General features: G+C 67.3%; 11 protein-coding genes. 8 read left to right on the top strand and 3 right to left on the bottom strand.

The genetic code is table 11. The annotated features are described in order from the left end of the window. Positions 1-5: 5 nt before the first annotated feature. The 4 genes from E5F05_RS17970 to E5F05_RS17985 all read left to right on the top strand — a co-directional run bounded on the left by E5F05_RS17970 (position 6) and on the right by E5F05_RS17985 (position 3,119). On the top strand, positions 6-1,175 hold the full coding sequence (locus E5F05_RS17970; protein WP_129120016.1) for an acetyl-CoA C-acetyltransferase: 1,170 nt from the start codon (positions 6-8) through the stop codon (positions 1,173-1,175). Positions 1,176-1,315: 140 nt separating this feature from the next. Further along, the gene (locus tag E5F05_RS17975) at positions 1,316-1,837 is read left to right on the top strand and encodes a hypothetical protein (RefSeq protein WP_129120017.1); all 522 of its coding nucleotides are present in this window, start codon (positions 1,316-1,318) and stop codon (positions 1,835-1,837) included. Continuing rightward, positions 1,834-2,556, top strand: coding sequence for an ankyrin repeat domain-containing protein (locus tag E5F05_RS17980; protein WP_129120018.1), 723 nt, complete (start codon positions 1,834-1,836; stop codon positions 2,554-2,556). The genes E5F05_RS17975 and E5F05_RS17980 overlap by 4 nt, the downstream gene beginning before the upstream one ends. Beyond that, positions 2,553-3,119 (top strand): hypothetical protein, encoded by a 567-nt coding sequence (locus E5F05_RS17985; RefSeq protein WP_129120019.1) that lies wholly within the window; start codon positions 2,553-2,555, stop codon positions 3,117-3,119. Before E5F05_RS17980 ends, E5F05_RS17985 begins: the two co-directional genes overlap by 4 nt. 83 nt (positions 3,120-3,202) lie before the next feature. On the opposite strand, the gene aceF is transcribed toward E5F05_RS17985, so the two are convergent. Next, positions 3,203-5,032: a dihydrolipoyllysine-residue acetyltransferase gene (gene aceF / locus E5F05_RS17990; protein WP_129120020.1), complete on the bottom strand. Its 1,830-nt coding sequence runs from the start codon at positions 5,030-5,032 to the stop codon at positions 3,203-3,205. A gap of 94 nt (positions 5,033-5,126) precedes the next feature. Further along, positions 5,127-7,871, bottom strand: a complete 2,745-nt coding sequence (gene aceE, locus E5F05_RS17995) for a pyruvate dehydrogenase (acetyl-transferring), homodimeric type (RefSeq protein WP_129120021.1) — start codon at positions 7,869-7,871, stop codon at positions 5,127-5,129. 196 nt (positions 7,872-8,067) lie between these two features. Here aceE and E5F05_RS18000 point away from each other — a divergent pair, with 196 nt between their 5' ends. The 4 genes from E5F05_RS18000 to E5F05_RS18015 all read left to right on the top strand — a co-directional run bounded on the left by E5F05_RS18000 (position 8,068) and on the right by E5F05_RS18015 (position 13,696). Continuing rightward, on the top strand, positions 8,068-8,970 hold the full coding sequence (locus E5F05_RS18000; protein ID WP_129120022.1) for a LysR substrate-binding domain-containing protein: 903 nt from the start codon (positions 8,068-8,070) through the stop codon (positions 8,968-8,970). Between the two features lie 62 nt (positions 8,971-9,032). Next, positions 9,033-9,242 (top strand): NUDIX domain-containing protein, encoded by a 210-nt coding sequence (locus E5F05_RS21470; RefSeq protein WP_206733033.1) that lies wholly within the window; start codon positions 9,033-9,035, stop codon positions 9,240-9,242. A gap of 285 nt (positions 9,243-9,527) precedes the next feature. After that, on the top strand, positions 9,528-13,118 hold the full coding sequence (gene uvrB / locus E5F05_RS22130) for an excinuclease ABC subunit UvrB (protein WP_375791569.1): 3,591 nt from the start codon (positions 9,528-9,530) through the stop codon (positions 13,116-13,118). Between the two features lie 23 nt (positions 13,119-13,141). After that, positions 13,142-13,696 carry a Uma2 family endonuclease gene (locus E5F05_RS18015; RefSeq protein ID WP_129120023.1) on the top strand — a complete coding sequence of 185 codons (555 nt, stop codon included), beginning with the start codon at positions 13,142-13,144 and terminating at the stop codon, positions 13,694-13,696. A gap of 68 nt (positions 13,697-13,764) precedes the next feature. Here E5F05_RS18015 and E5F05_RS18020 read toward each other — a convergent pair whose 3' ends face one another. Then, complete coding sequence (locus E5F05_RS18020; RefSeq protein ID WP_129120024.1) at positions 13,765-15,042, bottom strand: uracil-xanthine permease family protein; 1,278 nt, start codon at positions 15,040-15,042, stop codon at positions 13,765-13,767. Positions 15,043-15,165 lie beyond the last annotated feature (123 nt).

Below are 15,165 nucleotides of genomic sequence, written 5' to 3' on the forward strand. Positions count from 1 at the left end.
CGGGCATGGAAACTCTGGTCATCACGGCGGCGCGGCGCACGCCGATCGGCACCTTCATGGGCAGTCTCTCGGACGTGAGCGCGGCTGACCTGGGCGTGGCAGCGGCGAAGGCCGTTCTGGATGGCGTGCAGCAGGACGATGTGGCCGACGTGATCGTGGGGAACGTCCTTCAGGCGGGCCAGGGGATGAACGTCGCGCGGCAGGTCGCCCTCAAGGCCGGGCTGGCGGACCACGTGCCGGGCCTGACGGTGAACCGGGTGTGCGGCTCGGGCCTCCAGGCGGTCATCAGCGCCGTGCAGGGATTGCGGGCGGGGGACGGCAAGCTCTACCTGGCGGGCGGCACCGAGAGCATGAGCCGCGCACCCTACCTGCTGCCCGGCGCACGCAAGGGCTACCGCCTGGGGAACGCCGAGGTGCTGGACTCAATGCTGGTAGACGGCCTGACGGACGTGTTCAACGACTACCACATGGGCATGACCGCCGAGAACATCGCCGCGCAGTGGAACCTCACGCGCGAGGAGCAGGACGCCTTCGCGCTCGAAAGCCAGCAGCGGGCGGCGCGGGCCATCGAGAGCGGGCACTTCCGGGACGAGATCGTGCCGGTGGAGGTGCCGGGCAAAAAGGGGCCGACCGTCTTCGACCGGGACGAACACCCGCGCGCCACCAGCCCGGAAGCCCTCGCCAAGTTGCGGCCCGCCTTCAAGAAGGACGGCACCGTGACCGCCGGGAACGCCAGCGGCCTGAACGACGGGGCGGCGATGCTGACCGTGACCACCGAAGAGTACGCGCGGGCGAACGGCCTGCCCGTCCTGGCCGAAATCGCCAGTTACGCGGCCATCGGCGTGGACCCGAAGATCATGGGCATCGGTCCGGCAAAGGCGGTGCCGATTGCGCTGAAAAAGGCAGGCATGTCCGTGGCGGACGTGGACCTGCTGGAGCTGAACGAGGCCTTCGCCGCGCAGAGCCTCGCCGTGGTGCGCGATCTGGGCGCGGACCCCGCCAAAGTGAACGTGACGGGGGGTGCGATTGCGCTGGGGCATCCCATCGGGGCGAGCGGCGCGCGGGTGCTGGTCACGCTGATCCATGCCCTGCGCCGCGAGGGCAAGGAGACGGGCGTCGCCAGCCTGTGCATCGGCGGCGGGATGGGGATTGCGATGGTGGTTCGGGCACGGTGAAAGGCCCAGTACGGTCGAAATCCCGACACACACGTCACCTACCCGCCTTCACCAATCGCAAGAAAGTGAGGGGCGGCAAACGACAGATCAGGCGTGTTCAGCGATGGCGGGAGGCTCGTCTCGAACCCGACCTCAACCATTTGCGCCGCTTCGGGCAGGAGTATGTCAAGCTCACCATCGACCCCTGGTATCGCCTGGTCAAGCGTCAGCCCCCCGTCTGGCTTAGACGTGAGATGACCTTGGCTCTCCTAGATGTTTACGAATCCTGGCGCCGAAAGGTCGAGGCGTTACCGGAGGTTGAATACCTCCGCGTGTGGCTGAGTTGGCCGAACTTCATAGACTCGCAGGTCGTCATGGCGACGGGCCGACAAGCTCAACATTACCAAGACGTTTTTCTTCCTGTCGCAGAGCCGAAGGGCTTGCCATCCGAGCTGGGACCGCAGTTGCTCGCTCGCCTCTCGGAGTTCGAGTGGCAGGAGTGCCTGAGTGAGTATCCCGTGTATAAGGACGACCTCACAGCAGATGAGTTGCATTGGCTCTTCAAACGCCGTTACCGTCCTGGCCGTCTGTACGATGGAACAGAGGTGTACTGGATTGAGCAGGGTCGGGTCTGGGTCGGCCAGAAGCTCACGAACAAAGAAGCGCCTAGCATGAACCTATGACCACCGACTCAGCCAACGATCTCTTCGCGGCCATTCACGCGAACAACCCCGAGGGCGTGCGCCTCCTCATCACCGCTGAACCGCGCCTGCTGGAGTCCGTCAGTCCGTCCGGCCTCTCCCCCGTCCTCTTCGCCACGTACTACCGGCGGCCCCAGATCATGCGCCTGCTGATCGAGGCGGGCGCGCCGCTCAGCGTGTTCGAGGCGGCGGCGACCGGCGAACTCGCGGCCCTGCGGGAACATCTGGACGCCCAGCCGGACCTCGTGAACGGCGTGAGTCCCGACGGGTTCACGCCGCTGGGTCTGGCCGCCTTCTTCGGGCGGGAGGAGGTGGCCGCCGAACTGCTGGCACGCGGGGCGGAGGTGAACAGGGCGAGCGCGAACGCGATGCGGGTCCAGCCGCTGCACTCGGCCGCCGCAGGGAATCACACGGCCCTCGCGCTGCGGCTGCTGGCGGCGGGGGCGGACGTGAACGCGGTGCAGCACGGCGGCTTCACGCCGCTGATGAGCGCGGCGCAGAACGGGAACGTGAAGCTGGTCGAGGCGCTGCTGGCGGCGGGGGCAGACCCGGCGCTCACCACCGAGGACGGGCAGAACGCGGCGGCACTTGCCCGGGAGGAAGGCCACAGCGCGGCGCTGGCGATTCTGAGCGGCGCGCGGCACGAGGCTGAAGAAAGCCGGAATGCGCCGCCCGCGCCCAAGCGGGAGACTGGGGCATGACTGATCCCCTCCGAGATGGCAAGCCCGACCGCGCTCCAGCCGACGGCGAACAGGTCAACGAGCTGACCGAGCAGCCGGATTACCGCACCGGCTACCAGATGCCCGACCCCAAGGACGACCACCAGCGCCACTACACCACCACCCCCCCCGAAGACCGGGTGGGCAGTGCCGACCACGGCGTTTACCAGCCGGTCGAGGCGCAGGACCCCAAGGAGATCACCGGGCAGTTCGACCATCTGGCGACCCGTGACCCGGTGGCGATGGAACATGCCCCGCAAAGGGCCGAGTTCGCGGGGGCGCAGACGGTGGAGGGCCTGGGTATCAACACCGACACGCCGATGGATCTGGTGGCCCCGATGGCCGTCGGCATGGCCGTCACGTCGAGCATGGCGACGGCCGAGGAAACCGAGGTGGAACTCCGCGACCCCAACCGCAACTATGTCCCGCCCGGCAAGGAAGTGGTCCCCCACGTCCCCGAGGAACCCGGCGACCTGCTCCCCGGCACCCCCCCCGAGATCAAGGCCGAGGTCGCGGGCACCGAGGACAACGACGACCGCCTGTAAGCGCAGCCCGCCCAGCCGAAACCCCCGCCACATGGACGGGGGTTTTCACTTTCTTTTGCTGTCTGCTGAGGGCTGAGCGCTCTTTACAGCGAGATCAGGAACGGGTCTTCCAACGTCTCGCTGATGTAGCGCAGGAAGCGCGCGGCGTCGGCGCCGTCGATCAGGCGGTGGTCGTAGGTCAGCGAGAGGGGCAGCATGTTGCGGGGTTCGAAGCTGCCGGTTTCCCTGTTCCACACCGGCTCCATGCTGCCGCGCGAAACGCCCAAGATGGCGACTTCGGGCGCATTCACGATGGGGGTGAAGCCGTATCCGCCGATCCCGCCGAGGTTGGAGATGGTGAAGGTGGCGCCCTGCATCTCGCCCGGGCTCAGCTTGCGGTCGCGGGCCTTGGCGGCCAGGTCGTTCAGCTCCAGCACGATCTCGGTGATGCTCTTGCGGTCGGCGTCCTTGAGGACCGGCACCAGCAGGCCCTGGGGCGTGTCGACCGCCACACCCAGGTTCACGTAGTCCTTGTAGACCACCTGCTGCTGTTCCAGGTCGAGCGAGGCGCCGAACTTGGGGAACTTCCGCAGGGCGTTCGCCACGACCTTCATCAGGATGTGGGTCATGGTGAGCTTGCCGCCCGCCTTCTCGACCCGGGCGCCAAACTGTTTGCGGACTTCCTCCATGCGGGTCACGTCGGCCTTGTCGAAGTGGGTGACCATCGGGATGGTGGTCCACGACTGGGTCATGGAGCGCACCGTCGCCTTGCGGATGCCGCTCATGTCCTCGCGGCGCACTGGACCCCACTTCTCGAAGTTGGGGAGGGGCTGGGCAGCCACAGCAGGAGCCGGAGCGGTCACGGCCTGACTGCTGGCCGCTGGCTGCTGGCCGCTGGCCGCCACGCTGGGCGTCCCCGCCGCCCGCCGCACGTCCTCCTCGCTGATGCGTCCGGCAATGCCGCTGCCGTGAACGTCGTGGATGTCCACGTGCAGCTCCCGGGCCAGGCGGCGCACGCTGGGCGCGGCGGGAATCACCTGGCGACCGTCGAAGGTCTGGGGGTTGTAGGTGCCCTGCGATTTGGGAAACTCGGGCTTGGGCTGCTCGCCGCCCGGCATCGCCGCTTCACGCTGCGCCTCCTGCTGGGCCTGGGCGACCCGGTTGGCCGTGTCCGGGCTGGGCGCCGCAGCACTGCTCCCGGTCGCGGGAGCGGTGGCAGTTCCCGACTGGCCGCCGGCCGCTGGCGCCTGAGCCCCCTGCCCCGCCAGCGTCAGGATCAAGCCGCCCACCGGCACGGTGTCGCCCTCCTTCACCCGCACGTCCTGCACGGTCCCGGCGGCGCTCGCGGGCACCTCCACGACCGCCTTGTCCGTCTCGATCTCAATGACCGGCTGCCCTTCGGTGATCTGGTCGCCGGGCTTCACCAGCACCGTCACGACCGTGCCCTGGGAGATGTTGTCGCCCACGTCGGGGAGGGTGACCTGCGCCCCGCCGCCCGCCTGGCCCGACGGCTGGCCGACCGGGGCCTGGGGCTGGCTGCCGGACTCCGCCTGCGCCTTCTGCGCGGCCTGCTGCTCCTGCGCGACGCGGTTGGCGGTGGCGGGGTCGGGCGCGACGGTGGTGCTTTCCGGGATGACGTTGGGAACGGTGGTCCCGGGGGCCGGAGCCGCGGTCTGCCCGGAAGCCGGGGCACTCGCGCCACCTGCCAGCGTCAGAATCGTCCCGCCCACCGCCACGCTGTCCCCGACCTTCACGTTCAGGGCCTCGACCGTGCCGCCCTGCGAGGCGGGCACCTCCACGACCGCCTTATCCGTCTCGATCTCGATGATGGGCTGCCCCTCGGTGATCTGGTCACCGGGATTCACCAGGACCGTCACGACGGTGCCCTGCTCGATATTGTCGCCCACGTCGGGCAGTTTGAGTTCCGTAGCCATTGGCAGTCACGCTCCTTGATTGAGAGGGCCATCAGCGTTCAGCTATCAGCCTTCAGCATAGAGGGCTGGCCGCTGAAGGCTGATAGCTGACGGCTTAACGCAAGACCGGCGCTTCCCGCTCGGGGTCGATGCCGAGGTCGGCAATCGCCTTCGCCACCACGTCCCCCTTGATCTTGCCTTCGCGCTGGAGGGCATAGAGGGTGGCGAGGGTCACGTAGCGGGCGTCCACCTCGAAGAAGTCACGCAGTTCGGGGCGGTCCTCCGAGCGGCCGAAGCCGTCGGTGCCCAGCGTCCAGAGCTTGCGGTCGAGGTGCCCGTTCAGGCCGTCGGCGCCCAGCTTCACGTAGTCGCTGACCGAGATCAGCACGCCGGGGGCGTTCTCCTGGCTGAGCTGCCGCGCCACGTAGGACACGCGGGGTTCTTCAGTGGGATGCAGCATGTTGTGACGCTGGGTCAGCAGGGCGTCCTGGTGGAGTTCCTTGTAGCTGGTCACGCTCCACACGTCGGCGGCCACGCCGTAGGCTTCCAGCTTCTGCACGGCTTCGAGCGCCGCGCCCATCGCCGGGCCACTGGCGAGAATCTGCGCCCTGAGCTTGGCCTTGCCCTTCCCATCTGACGCCGCGCCGCTCTTCTGGAAGCGGTACATCCCCTTGAGGATGCCGTCGTGGATTTCCTGGTGGCTGCGCCCGTCCTCCGGCATGGGCGGCTGCACCTCGTTCTCGTTGTCGATGGTGACGTAGTAGAACTCGTCGATGTTGTCCACGTACATGCGCTGGATGCCCGCCTCGACGATCACCGCGAGTTCGTAGGCGAAGGCCGGGTCATACACCTTGAGGTTGGGCACCACGTAGGCCTGGAGCAGGCTGTTGCCGTCCTGGTGCTGCAATCCCTCGCCCGCCAGGGTGGTGCGGCCCGCCGTCGCGCCGAACAGGAAGCCTCGTGCGCGCTGGTCGGCGGCGGCCCACACCAGGTCCCCGATACGCTGCATGCCGAACATCGAGTAGAAGACGTAGAAGGGGATGGTCGGGACGCCGTGGTTGGCGTAGGCGGTGGCGGCGGCGATCCACGAGGACATCGCGCCGTCTTCCGTCAGACCCTCTTCGAGCATCTGCCCGTTGACCGCTTCCTTGTAGACCATCAGGCTGCCCGAATCGACCGGCGTGTACGTCTGCCCGCGCGGGCTGTAGATGCCGATGCGCGGCACCAGCGCGTCCATCCCGAAGGTGCGCGCCTCGTCGGGGACGATGGGCACGATGTACTTGCCGATCTCCTTGTCGCGCAGCAGCTTGCTCATGATCTGCACGGCGGCCATCGTGGTGCTCACCGCGCGGCCCTTGCTGCCCGCCGCGAATTCCTCGTAGAACTCGCCGGTCGGCACGCTGGGGCGCGGATATTCCACGATCCGCTCGGGCACGAAGCCGCCCAGCGCGGCGCGGCACTCCAGCATGTACCTGATCTCCGGGCTGTCGGGGCCGGGGTTGTAGTAGTCGAGGTGTTCGACCTGCTCGTCGGTGAGGGGCAGTTCGAGGAGGTCACGCAGGTCCTTCATCGCGTGGAAGTCCAGCTTCTTGACCTGGTGGGCCACGTTGCGCGCCTGCGCCGTCTCGCCCAGGCCGTAGCCCTTCACAGTGCGGGCGATGATGACGGTCGGCTGGCCCTGGTGCTTCACGGCGGCGTCATAGGCGGCAAACACCTTCTTGACATCGTGCCCGCCGCGGTTGAGCAGTTCGAGGTCGGCGTCGGTCCAGCCCTCGATGAGAGATTGGAGTTCGGGCGTGTTGAAGAACTTCTCGCGCAGTTCCTTGCCGCCGAAGGCCGCGTACCGCTGCGATTCGCCGTCCACCAGCGCCTCGAAGCGTTTGACGATGGCCCCGTTGTAGTCCTTGGCGAGCAGCTCGTCCCACTTGCTGTCCCACACGACCTTGATCACGTTCCAGCCCGCACCGCGGAACAGCGCCTCGAACTCCTGAATCACTTTGGAGTTGGCGCGCACCGGCCCGTCGAGGCGCTGAAGGTTCGCGTTCAGCACGAAGACGATGTTGTCGAGGTTCTCATAGGCGGCGAAGCGCAGGGCGCCCACCGACTGCGGCTCGTCCATCTCACCGTCCCCCAGGAAGGCCCAGACTTTCGCGTCGCCCCTGGCCTTCAGCCCCCGGTTTTCGAGGTACTTGATGTAGCGCGCCTGGTAGATCGCCTGGATCGGGCCGAGGCCCATGCTGACGGTCGGGAATTCCCAGTAGTGGGGCATCAGCCAGGGGTGCGGGTAGCTCGATAAGCCGGGGCCGTCGGGGCTGAGTTCTCGGCGGAAGTTGTTCATCTGCGCCTCGCTGAAGCGGCCTTCGAGGAAGGAGCGGGCGTAGATGCCCGGGCTGGCGTGGCCCTGGAAGAAGATCAGGTCGCGGTTGACGCCCGCGCCGTGCCCCCGGAAGAAGTGGTTGAAGCCCACCTCGTACAGCTCGGTGGAGGAGGCGTAGGTGGCGAGGTGGCCGCCGATGCCTTCCGCCCGCTTGTTGGCCCGCAACACCATCACCACCGCGTTCCAGCGCACGGCATTGCGAATCTTGCGCTCCAGTTCGAGGTTGCCGGGATATTCCGGCTGCGCCTCCACGTCAATGGTGTTGATGTAGGGCGTGTTCTGCTTGAACAGGATCGGGGCGCCGTGGAAGTAGGCATAGTGGTCCAGCTCTTCCAGCAGGTGCGCGGCCCGGTCGTCGCCCGCGTTCGCCAGGACGTAGGCGAGCGAATCGAGCCATTCCTGCGTTTCCAGGGAGTTGAGCTGTTCACGCTCCTGCGGGGACAGGCCCCCGCGCGGTGGCCCCTTCGGCGGTACGTTGGTCATGCCCGTAGTGTATGCCCCCGCATTGACTGCTTCCAACAGGCAAAATGAGGCGATTCACCACGGGGGATGGTGAGTGTGCCAAGCTGGAGGAAGGTACGCGGGACGCGGGAAAAAGAGGAGCTGCCGCGACTCCTCCCGCTTCTGAAGTCCGGAAAGCGTCTGCGCCCTCACCGCGTCCTCCCCCGAAAGGACCCCCATGGAACTCCGCCACCTCCGTCATTTCGTCGCGCTGGCCGAGGAAGAACACTTCGGGCGGGCGGCGGAGCGCGTGTTTGTGGTGCAGCAGGCCCTCAGCAACTCGATCAAGAACCTGGAAGACGAGGTGGGCGTGCCCCTGGTGCTGCGGACCACCCGGCGGGTGCAGCTCACCCCGGCGGGGCGGGAGTTCCTGGTGGGGGCGCGGGAGACGCTGGCGCAGGCGGCGCAGACGGTGGAGCGGGCACGCCGGGCCGCGCGGGGCGAGGTCGGGCGGCTGACGGTGGGCTTCGTGAGCGGCCTGGCCTTTGGCGGCCTGCCGGAGATCGTGCGGGCCTTCCGGGAGCTGTACCCGAATGTCAGCGTGGACCTGCGCGAACTCACCGCCCAGGAACAGGAGGCCGGGCTGCGCGGCGGACAGATCGACGTGGGGCTGATGCTGCTGCCGGTGCGCGATCCGGGGCTGGACTCGCAGCCGCTCTGGCGGCAACCGCTGGTGGCGGCCCTGCCCGCCGGGCATCCGCTGGCCCGGAGGCGACGCCTGCGAATCGCCGACCTGCGAGACGAACGCTTCGTGTTCTTTCCGCGCCATCTGCGCGCCACCTATTTCGACCAGGTGATGCGCTGGTGCTCTGGAGCAGGCTTTACCCCAAACGTGGTGCAGGAGGCCATCGAGATTCCCACCCTGCTGTCCCTCGTCGCGGCGGGCGTCGGCGTCTTTCTGCCGATCCAGTTCTTCGAGCGCCTCTCGCTGCCGGGCGTGGTGTACCGCCCGCTGGAAGACGCGCCGCTGATCGACATCGTGGCCGTGTGGCGGCGGGAGGAGGAGGAGGAGGGCGGCCCCATCGTGCGGGCCTTTTTGAAGGTGGCGCAGGAGGCGCTGGGGGCGCAGGCGGGGGGGTGAGCCAGGCGGGAGAGTTGGAAAAGTTCCTATGTCGCAGACGAACAGAGAGGTGATATTCAGCCGTGAAGACTCATTTGCTCGCCCGCGCTGTCATTCAGGACGCCGGGCATGTGCTGGTGGCCCAAGCACGTGGCTTTAGCCATACCTTTCTGCCTGGCGGCCACATCGAACCCGGTGAGGGGATGAAGGCGGTCCTCGCCCGCGAACTCTCCGAAGAGTTGGGCCTGAGCGTGGAGGTGAGCCGATTTTTGGGGGTTGTGGAGTTCTGGTGAACAGACCAGCAGGGGCAGGAACACCACGAACTCAGTCACCTCTTCTCCGCCACCTCGCCCCGGCTCCGGCATGACCTGCCCGTGGCATCACAGGAGGCGCATCTGTCGTTCGATTGGGTGCCGCTGGAGCAACTGGACACCCGACAACTGGAACCCTTTCCCGGGCGGAAACTGATACGGGAAGCAGCAGCGCACGCCTGGTTCGCCTCCGCCGTGCAGTGAACCTCGCTTGACCTCCGCCATCCCGCTTACCTTCCCCTTACGTTATAGGCGTAAACTGGAAAGATGCTCAGGGTCAAGTCCGACTTCAAACCGTCCGGGGACCAGCCGACCGCCATTCGCAGCCTGGTGGACGGGCTGGAGTCGGGCCTTCGGTTTCAGACGTTGCTGGGGGCGACGGGGACGGGCAAGAGCGTGGCCTGGCACGAGCCGGTCACCGTCGAGGTCGCGGGGCACGTCTGCCGCCTCCCCATCGGTGGGCTGATCGATGGCGTATTCGGCAAGCCCACGCAGGACGAGGAATCGCTCGAACTGCCACCTCTGGAACCCACGCGCGTCCTCGCGTGGGATGCGGAAACGGGCCGGGTGGACTGGCGGGACGTGACCGCCCTCAGTCGCCACCGCACGCCGGAAACGTTACAGCGCCTAACCACCGCCTGCGGGCGTGACGTGACCGTAACCGCCGACCACAGTGTCTGGGTCCTGCGCGGCGGGCAACTGCACCTGATTCACGGCGACGCGGTGCAGGAAGGCGACGCCCTGCCGGTGCCGCGCCGCGTGCCGGAGCCGGGGCAGACGCTAACACATCTGAACACGCTGGAGGTTCTGGACGGGCTGCCTTTTCAGGTGTCCGCGCCGTACGCGGCCGAGCAGGACAGCGAATGGCGCGAACTGGTGGAGGCGCATTACCCGCAGCCGCCCAGCAAGTTGCACGCCATTCGGCACGGCAAGAAAGCGGGCCGCCTGCACATCCCGGGGGCCAGGGCGGCCATCGCGGGCGGGCTGATGACCTTGGAAGAAAGCTGTGTTTCCGCGCGGACAGCCGATCTTCCCGCCGCCCTGCCGTTGAATGCACCACTGGCGCTGCTGCTGGGGCACTATCTGGCCGAGGGGCATTCCGCCGACAGATTCGCCCTCATTTCGGTGCGTGACCCGGAGATTCAGGGGCAGGTTGAGGAGGCGCTGAAGGCGCTGGGCGCTGGCTTCTTCCGCCGCAGGGACGGGGACTTCGTGCTGGGCGGGCGCGTGTGGCATGAACTGCTCTCGCGGCTGCTGGGCAGAAACGCCCACACCAAGCACCTCCCAGAGAACTTCGCGGCCTTCCCGAACGCTTTTCTGGCGGGCCTCCTGCGGGCCTACTTCGAGGGTGACGGGGGCGTGGAGAGGAATGCAGTCACGGCGGTCACAGCGAGCAAACGGCTGGCTGGGGAAATGATCGAGGTGCTGCTGCGTTTTGGCGTCTGGACACGGCTGCGCGAGGTGCAGAAGAAACGGCCAGATGGCACGTATGGCACGTATCACAAGCTGACGATCTCCGGCGCGGAGAACTTGGGGCACTTCCAGAGTGAAATCGGCTTCCTGAGTGGGCGGAAGCAGAAGCTGCTCGCTGAAGCCGTGGAGCAGGCCGGGCAGGGCAACACGAACGTTGACCTGATTCCCGGCGTGGGGCCGAGGCTGCTGGCCGAACGCGAACGCGCGGGCCTCAGCCAGCGGGATGTGGCGGAGCGGGCGGGCTGTACCCGAACCATGATCTCGGCCATTGAGTGTGGGATTCGCGCGCCGAGTGCCGCACTTTTCCGGCGCATCTGCACGGCGCTGGGGATTCAGGACGCGGCCTTCACCGGCCTGGCGGATGTGCATTGGTCAGCTATCGTGGGGGCGGAGCAGACGACGCCGCAGACGCCGTTTGTCTACGACTTCAGCGTGGACGGCTTCGAGACGTTCCTGACCGGGCGCGGGGGCCTCTTCGTCCACAACACCTATAGCATGGCCAAAGTCATCGAGGAAACCGGCCGCCCCGCCCTGATCATGGCCCCCAACAAGATTCTGACCGCCCAGCTCGCCTCCGAGTTCCGCGAGTTCTTCCCCGACGCTGCGGTCGAATTCTTCATCTCCTACTACGACTATTACCAGCCCGAAGCCTACGTGCCCGGCAAGGACCTCTTCATCGAAAAGGACGCGGCCATCAACCAGGAGATCGAGCGGCTCAGGCACTCCACCACCCGCAGCCTGCTGACGCGGCGGGACACCATCGTGGTCGCGTCGGTGTCATGCATCTACGGCCTGGGCGACCCCGCCGAGTACCGCGCGCTGAACCTGATCCTGAAGGTGGGCGAGAAGGTGGGCCGCGACGAGATCCTGGGCCGCCTGGTGACCATGCAGTACGAGCGCAACGATATCGAACTCGCGCCGGGCCGCTTCCGCGCGAAGGGCGACATCGTGGAGGTGTGGCCCAGCTACGACGAGCAGCCGCTCCGCATCGAGCTGTGGGGTGAGGACGTGGACCGGATTCAGGTGGTCCATCCGCTGACCGGGGACAAGCTGGCCGACCTCGACGCGACCATCGTCTATCCCGCCAAGCATTACGTCTCCAGCGCGGGGAACATCGAGCGGGCCATCGTGACGATTCAGGAGGAACTGGATCAGCGGCTCGACTACTTCAAGTCGGTGGGCAAGCTGCTCGAAGCGCAGCGCATCAAGGAACGCACCCTCTACGACCTGGAGATGCTCAAGGTGCTGGGCTACTGCTCGGGCATCGAGAACTACTCGCGGCACATCGACGGGCGCGCGCCGGGGGCCACGCCGTACACCATGCTGGACTACTTCCCGGACGACTTCATCACCTTCATCGACGAGTCGCACGTGACAGTGCCGCAGATCGGCGGGATGGCGAACGGCGACCGCGCGCGCAAGCAGACGCTGGTGGACTACGGCTTCCGCCTGCCGTCGGCGATGGACAACCGCCCCCTCAACTTCGACGAGTTCCTGAGCAAGACCGGACAGCTCGTGTTCGTGTCGGCCACCCCCGGCCCCTTCGAGCGCGAGGTCAGCGACTCGGTGGCCGACCAGATCATCCGCCCGACGGGGCTGGTGGACCCGCCCGTCTCCATCCACCCCATTCAGGGGCAGGTGGACGATCTGCTGGGCCGCATCCGCGAACGGGCGGCACGGGGCGAACGGGTGCTGGTGACCACCCTCACCAAGCGGATGTCAGAGGACCTGACGGAGTACCTGCTCGAAAAGGGTGTGAAGGCCCGCTACATGCACTCGGACATCGACAGCGTGGAGCGTCAGGTGATCATCCGCGACCTGCGGCTGGGGCACTATGACGTGCTGGTGGGGATCAACCTGCTGCGCGAGGGGCTGGACCTGCCCGAAGTGTCGCTGGTGGCGATTCTGGACGCGGACAAGCCGGGCTTCCTCAGGTCCGAACGCGCGCTGATCCAGACCATCGGCCGCGCCGCCCGCAACGTGAACGGCGAGGTGGTCCTCTACGGCGACACGGTCACGCCCGCGATGCAGAGCGCGATGGAGGAAACGGCCCGCCGCCGCGAGAAGCAGCTCGCCTACAACGCGGAACACGGCATCACGCCGACCACCGTGGTCAAGGGCGTGCGCGACGTGATTCGCGGCGAGGAGGTGGCGGAAGCGGCAGACCCCGCCGACCTCGGCGACGACCGCGACGCCCTCACCACGCAGCTCACCGACCTCGAACTGGAGATGTGGCAGGCGTCGGAAGACCTCGACTTCGAGCGCGCCGCCAGCCTGCGCGACCAGATTCGCGCCATCGAGGCCAAGCTCCAGGGCAAGGAGTTCAAGCAGGCGACGGTGCCGGGGCAGAAGCAGAGGACGCGGCGGAAGGGGGGGGTGCGGTGAGGGCGCACCTGTACCATTGACCCATGAGCGACCCCGCCTTCAAACGCATGAGCGTGGAGGAGTATCTCCGCACCGAGGAGAAAAGCCCGTACAAGCGCGAGTACGTGGGCGGGTTTGTGTACCCACTGCACGCTCATGCCGGGGCGAGTGAGGAACATGTCCTGATCAGCAGCAACATCATCGCCGCACTACATGCGGACGCCAGACGGACGGGCTGCCGCCTCTACCAGTCGGACATGAAACTCTTCATTGAGGACAGCAGCACCTTCTTCTACCCGGACGTGATGCTGGTGTGCGACCGGAACGATACGGAAAGGTACTTCAAGACTGCGCCCTGCCTCCTCGTGGAAGTGCTGTCCAGCAGCACGGCCTCACATGACCGGGTTGCCAAGTACGCCACCTATACCGCCATTCCCACCCTGCAAACGTACCTGATCGTCGAGCAAAACGAGCGGCGCGTGTACGCCTACCAGCGCGAGGGCGGCAAGTGGGAACTTCAGGAACTCGTGGGGCAGGGCAGCCTTCCCTGCCTGGGGCGAACGCTGACGCTGGACGAGATTTACGCCGGGGTGTTGTGAGGCCCACAGCCCACAAGAAGAAGTGGGGCCGCTCCGGTGGGATGGGGCGGCCCCACTTCTTGTGAGGGTCAGTGCAACACCCGCTCCGGTTCCCTCTCCCCCGCCCCGTCCACCTCCACCTTCTGCGCGGGCAGCAGCAGGTTCGCCACGATGCCGACGAGCGCGGCCAGGGCCATACCGTGCAGTTCCAGGGTCGTCCCTGCCGCGTGAATCGGGAAGGAGGCCCCACCCAGGCCCAGCACCAGAATCACGCTGACCACGATCAGATTGCGCGAGTGCGCGAAGTCGATCCGGGCCTCGGCCAGGGTGCGGATACCCACAGAGGCGATCATGCCGAACAGCAGGATGGACACGCCGCCCAGCACGCCCGGCGGCAGGCTCTTGAGGACGGCGGCCAGCTTGGGCGAGCAGCCGAACAGCATGGCGAACACCGCGCCGATGCGGAGGATGGCCGGGTCATAGACTCGCGTCAGGGCTAGCACGCCGGTATTCTCCGCATAGGTGGTGGCGGCGGGACCGCCCAGCGCCGCGCTGGTCATGTTGGCGACGCCGTCGGCAAAGAGCGTGCGACTGAGGCCGGGGTTTTGCAGGAAGTTCTGCCCCACGACGCGCCCGTTCACGATCACGTCCCCCACATGCTCGATAAAGGTGACGACGGCGACGGGTGCGATGATGGCAACCGCCCGCCAGTCCAGCGCGGGCGCGTGAAAGTCCGGCAGGCCCAGCAGCGGCGCGGCGCGGATGGCGTTCAGCGCGTCTGCCCCGATCTGCCCGGTGGCGAGCGCGACGAGGTAACCGACGACCACGCCTACCAGAATCGGGATCATGCGGAAGAGGCCGCGCCCGTACACGCTGGCGATCACGGCGGCGACCAGCGTGGCGAGCGCCAGCCACCAGTTCGACTTCGCCTGGTTCACGGCCACACTGGACAGCCCCAGCCCGATCACGATGATGACCGGACCCGTCACGACCGGCGGGAAGACGCGCAGCAGCCGCGCGGTCCCGAACAGCTTCACCAGACCGCTGAACAGCAGGTACATCGCCCCGGCGGCGATCAGGCCCCCTCCAGCGGCGGCGGGGCCGAATTCCTTCACCACCAGCGCGGTCGGCGCGATAAAGGCGAAGCTGGACCCCAGGAAGATCGGCACGCGGCCCCCGGTCAGCAGGTGAAAGAGCAGGGTGGCGACGCCCGCACCGAACAGCGCGACGCTAGGCGGCAGCCCCACCAGGATCGGCACCAGGACGGTCGAACCGAACATGGCGATGGCGTGCTGGGCGCCCAGGACCAGGCGGCGCTCCGGACGGGCCGGGCTGGGGGGCGGGGCGGCGTTGGCGGTCTGGGTCATCGGGCCTCCGGAGGCGCGGCAGGGGGGAACCAGGATCGCCTGGGGGCGACACTGGGCGCGCGTTGTCTCCGGGGGCCGAGCATACCGCTTCCCCTGCCGGGGAATGGAGGGCAGGCGCACGCT

The sequence above is a fragment of the Deinococcus metallilatus genome, from assembly GCF_004758605.1.
GTDB lineage: Bacteria > Deinococcota > Deinococci > Deinococcales > Deinococcaceae > Deinococcus > Deinococcus metallilatus.

Bases quoted from the DNA above. Each gene is read 5' to 3' on its own strand.
- E5F05_RS17970 (WP_129120016.1), top strand. From the start codon at position 6: ATGGAAACTCTGGTCATCACGGCGGCGCGGCGCACGCCGATCGGCACC.
- E5F05_RS17980 (WP_129120018.1), top strand. From the start codon at position 1,834: ATGACCACCGACTCAGCCAACGATCTCTTCGCGGCCATTCACGCGAAC.
- E5F05_RS17985 (WP_129120019.1), top strand. From the start codon at position 2,553: ATGACTGATCCCCTCCGAGATGGCAAGCCCGACCGCGCTCCAGCCGAC.
- aceF (WP_129120020.1), bottom strand. From the start codon at position 5,032: ATGGCTACGGAACTCAAACTGCCCGACGTGGGCGACAATATCGAGCAG.
- aceE (WP_129120021.1), bottom strand. From the start codon at position 7,871: ATGACCAACGTACCGCCGAAGGGGCCACCGCGCGGGGGCCTGTCCCCG.
- E5F05_RS18000 (WP_129120022.1), top strand. From the start codon at position 8,068: ATGGAACTCCGCCACCTCCGTCATTTCGTCGCGCTGGCCGAGGAAGAA.
- uvrB (WP_375791569.1), top strand. From the start codon at position 9,528: ATGCTCAGGGTCAAGTCCGACTTCAAACCGTCCGGGGACCAGCCGACC.
- E5F05_RS18015 (WP_129120023.1), top strand. From the start codon at position 13,142: ATGAGCGACCCCGCCTTCAAACGCATGAGCGTGGAGGAGTATCTCCGC.
- E5F05_RS18020 (WP_129120024.1), bottom strand. From the start codon at position 15,042: ATGACCCAGACCGCCAACGCCGCCCCGCCCCCCAGCCCGGCCCGTCCG.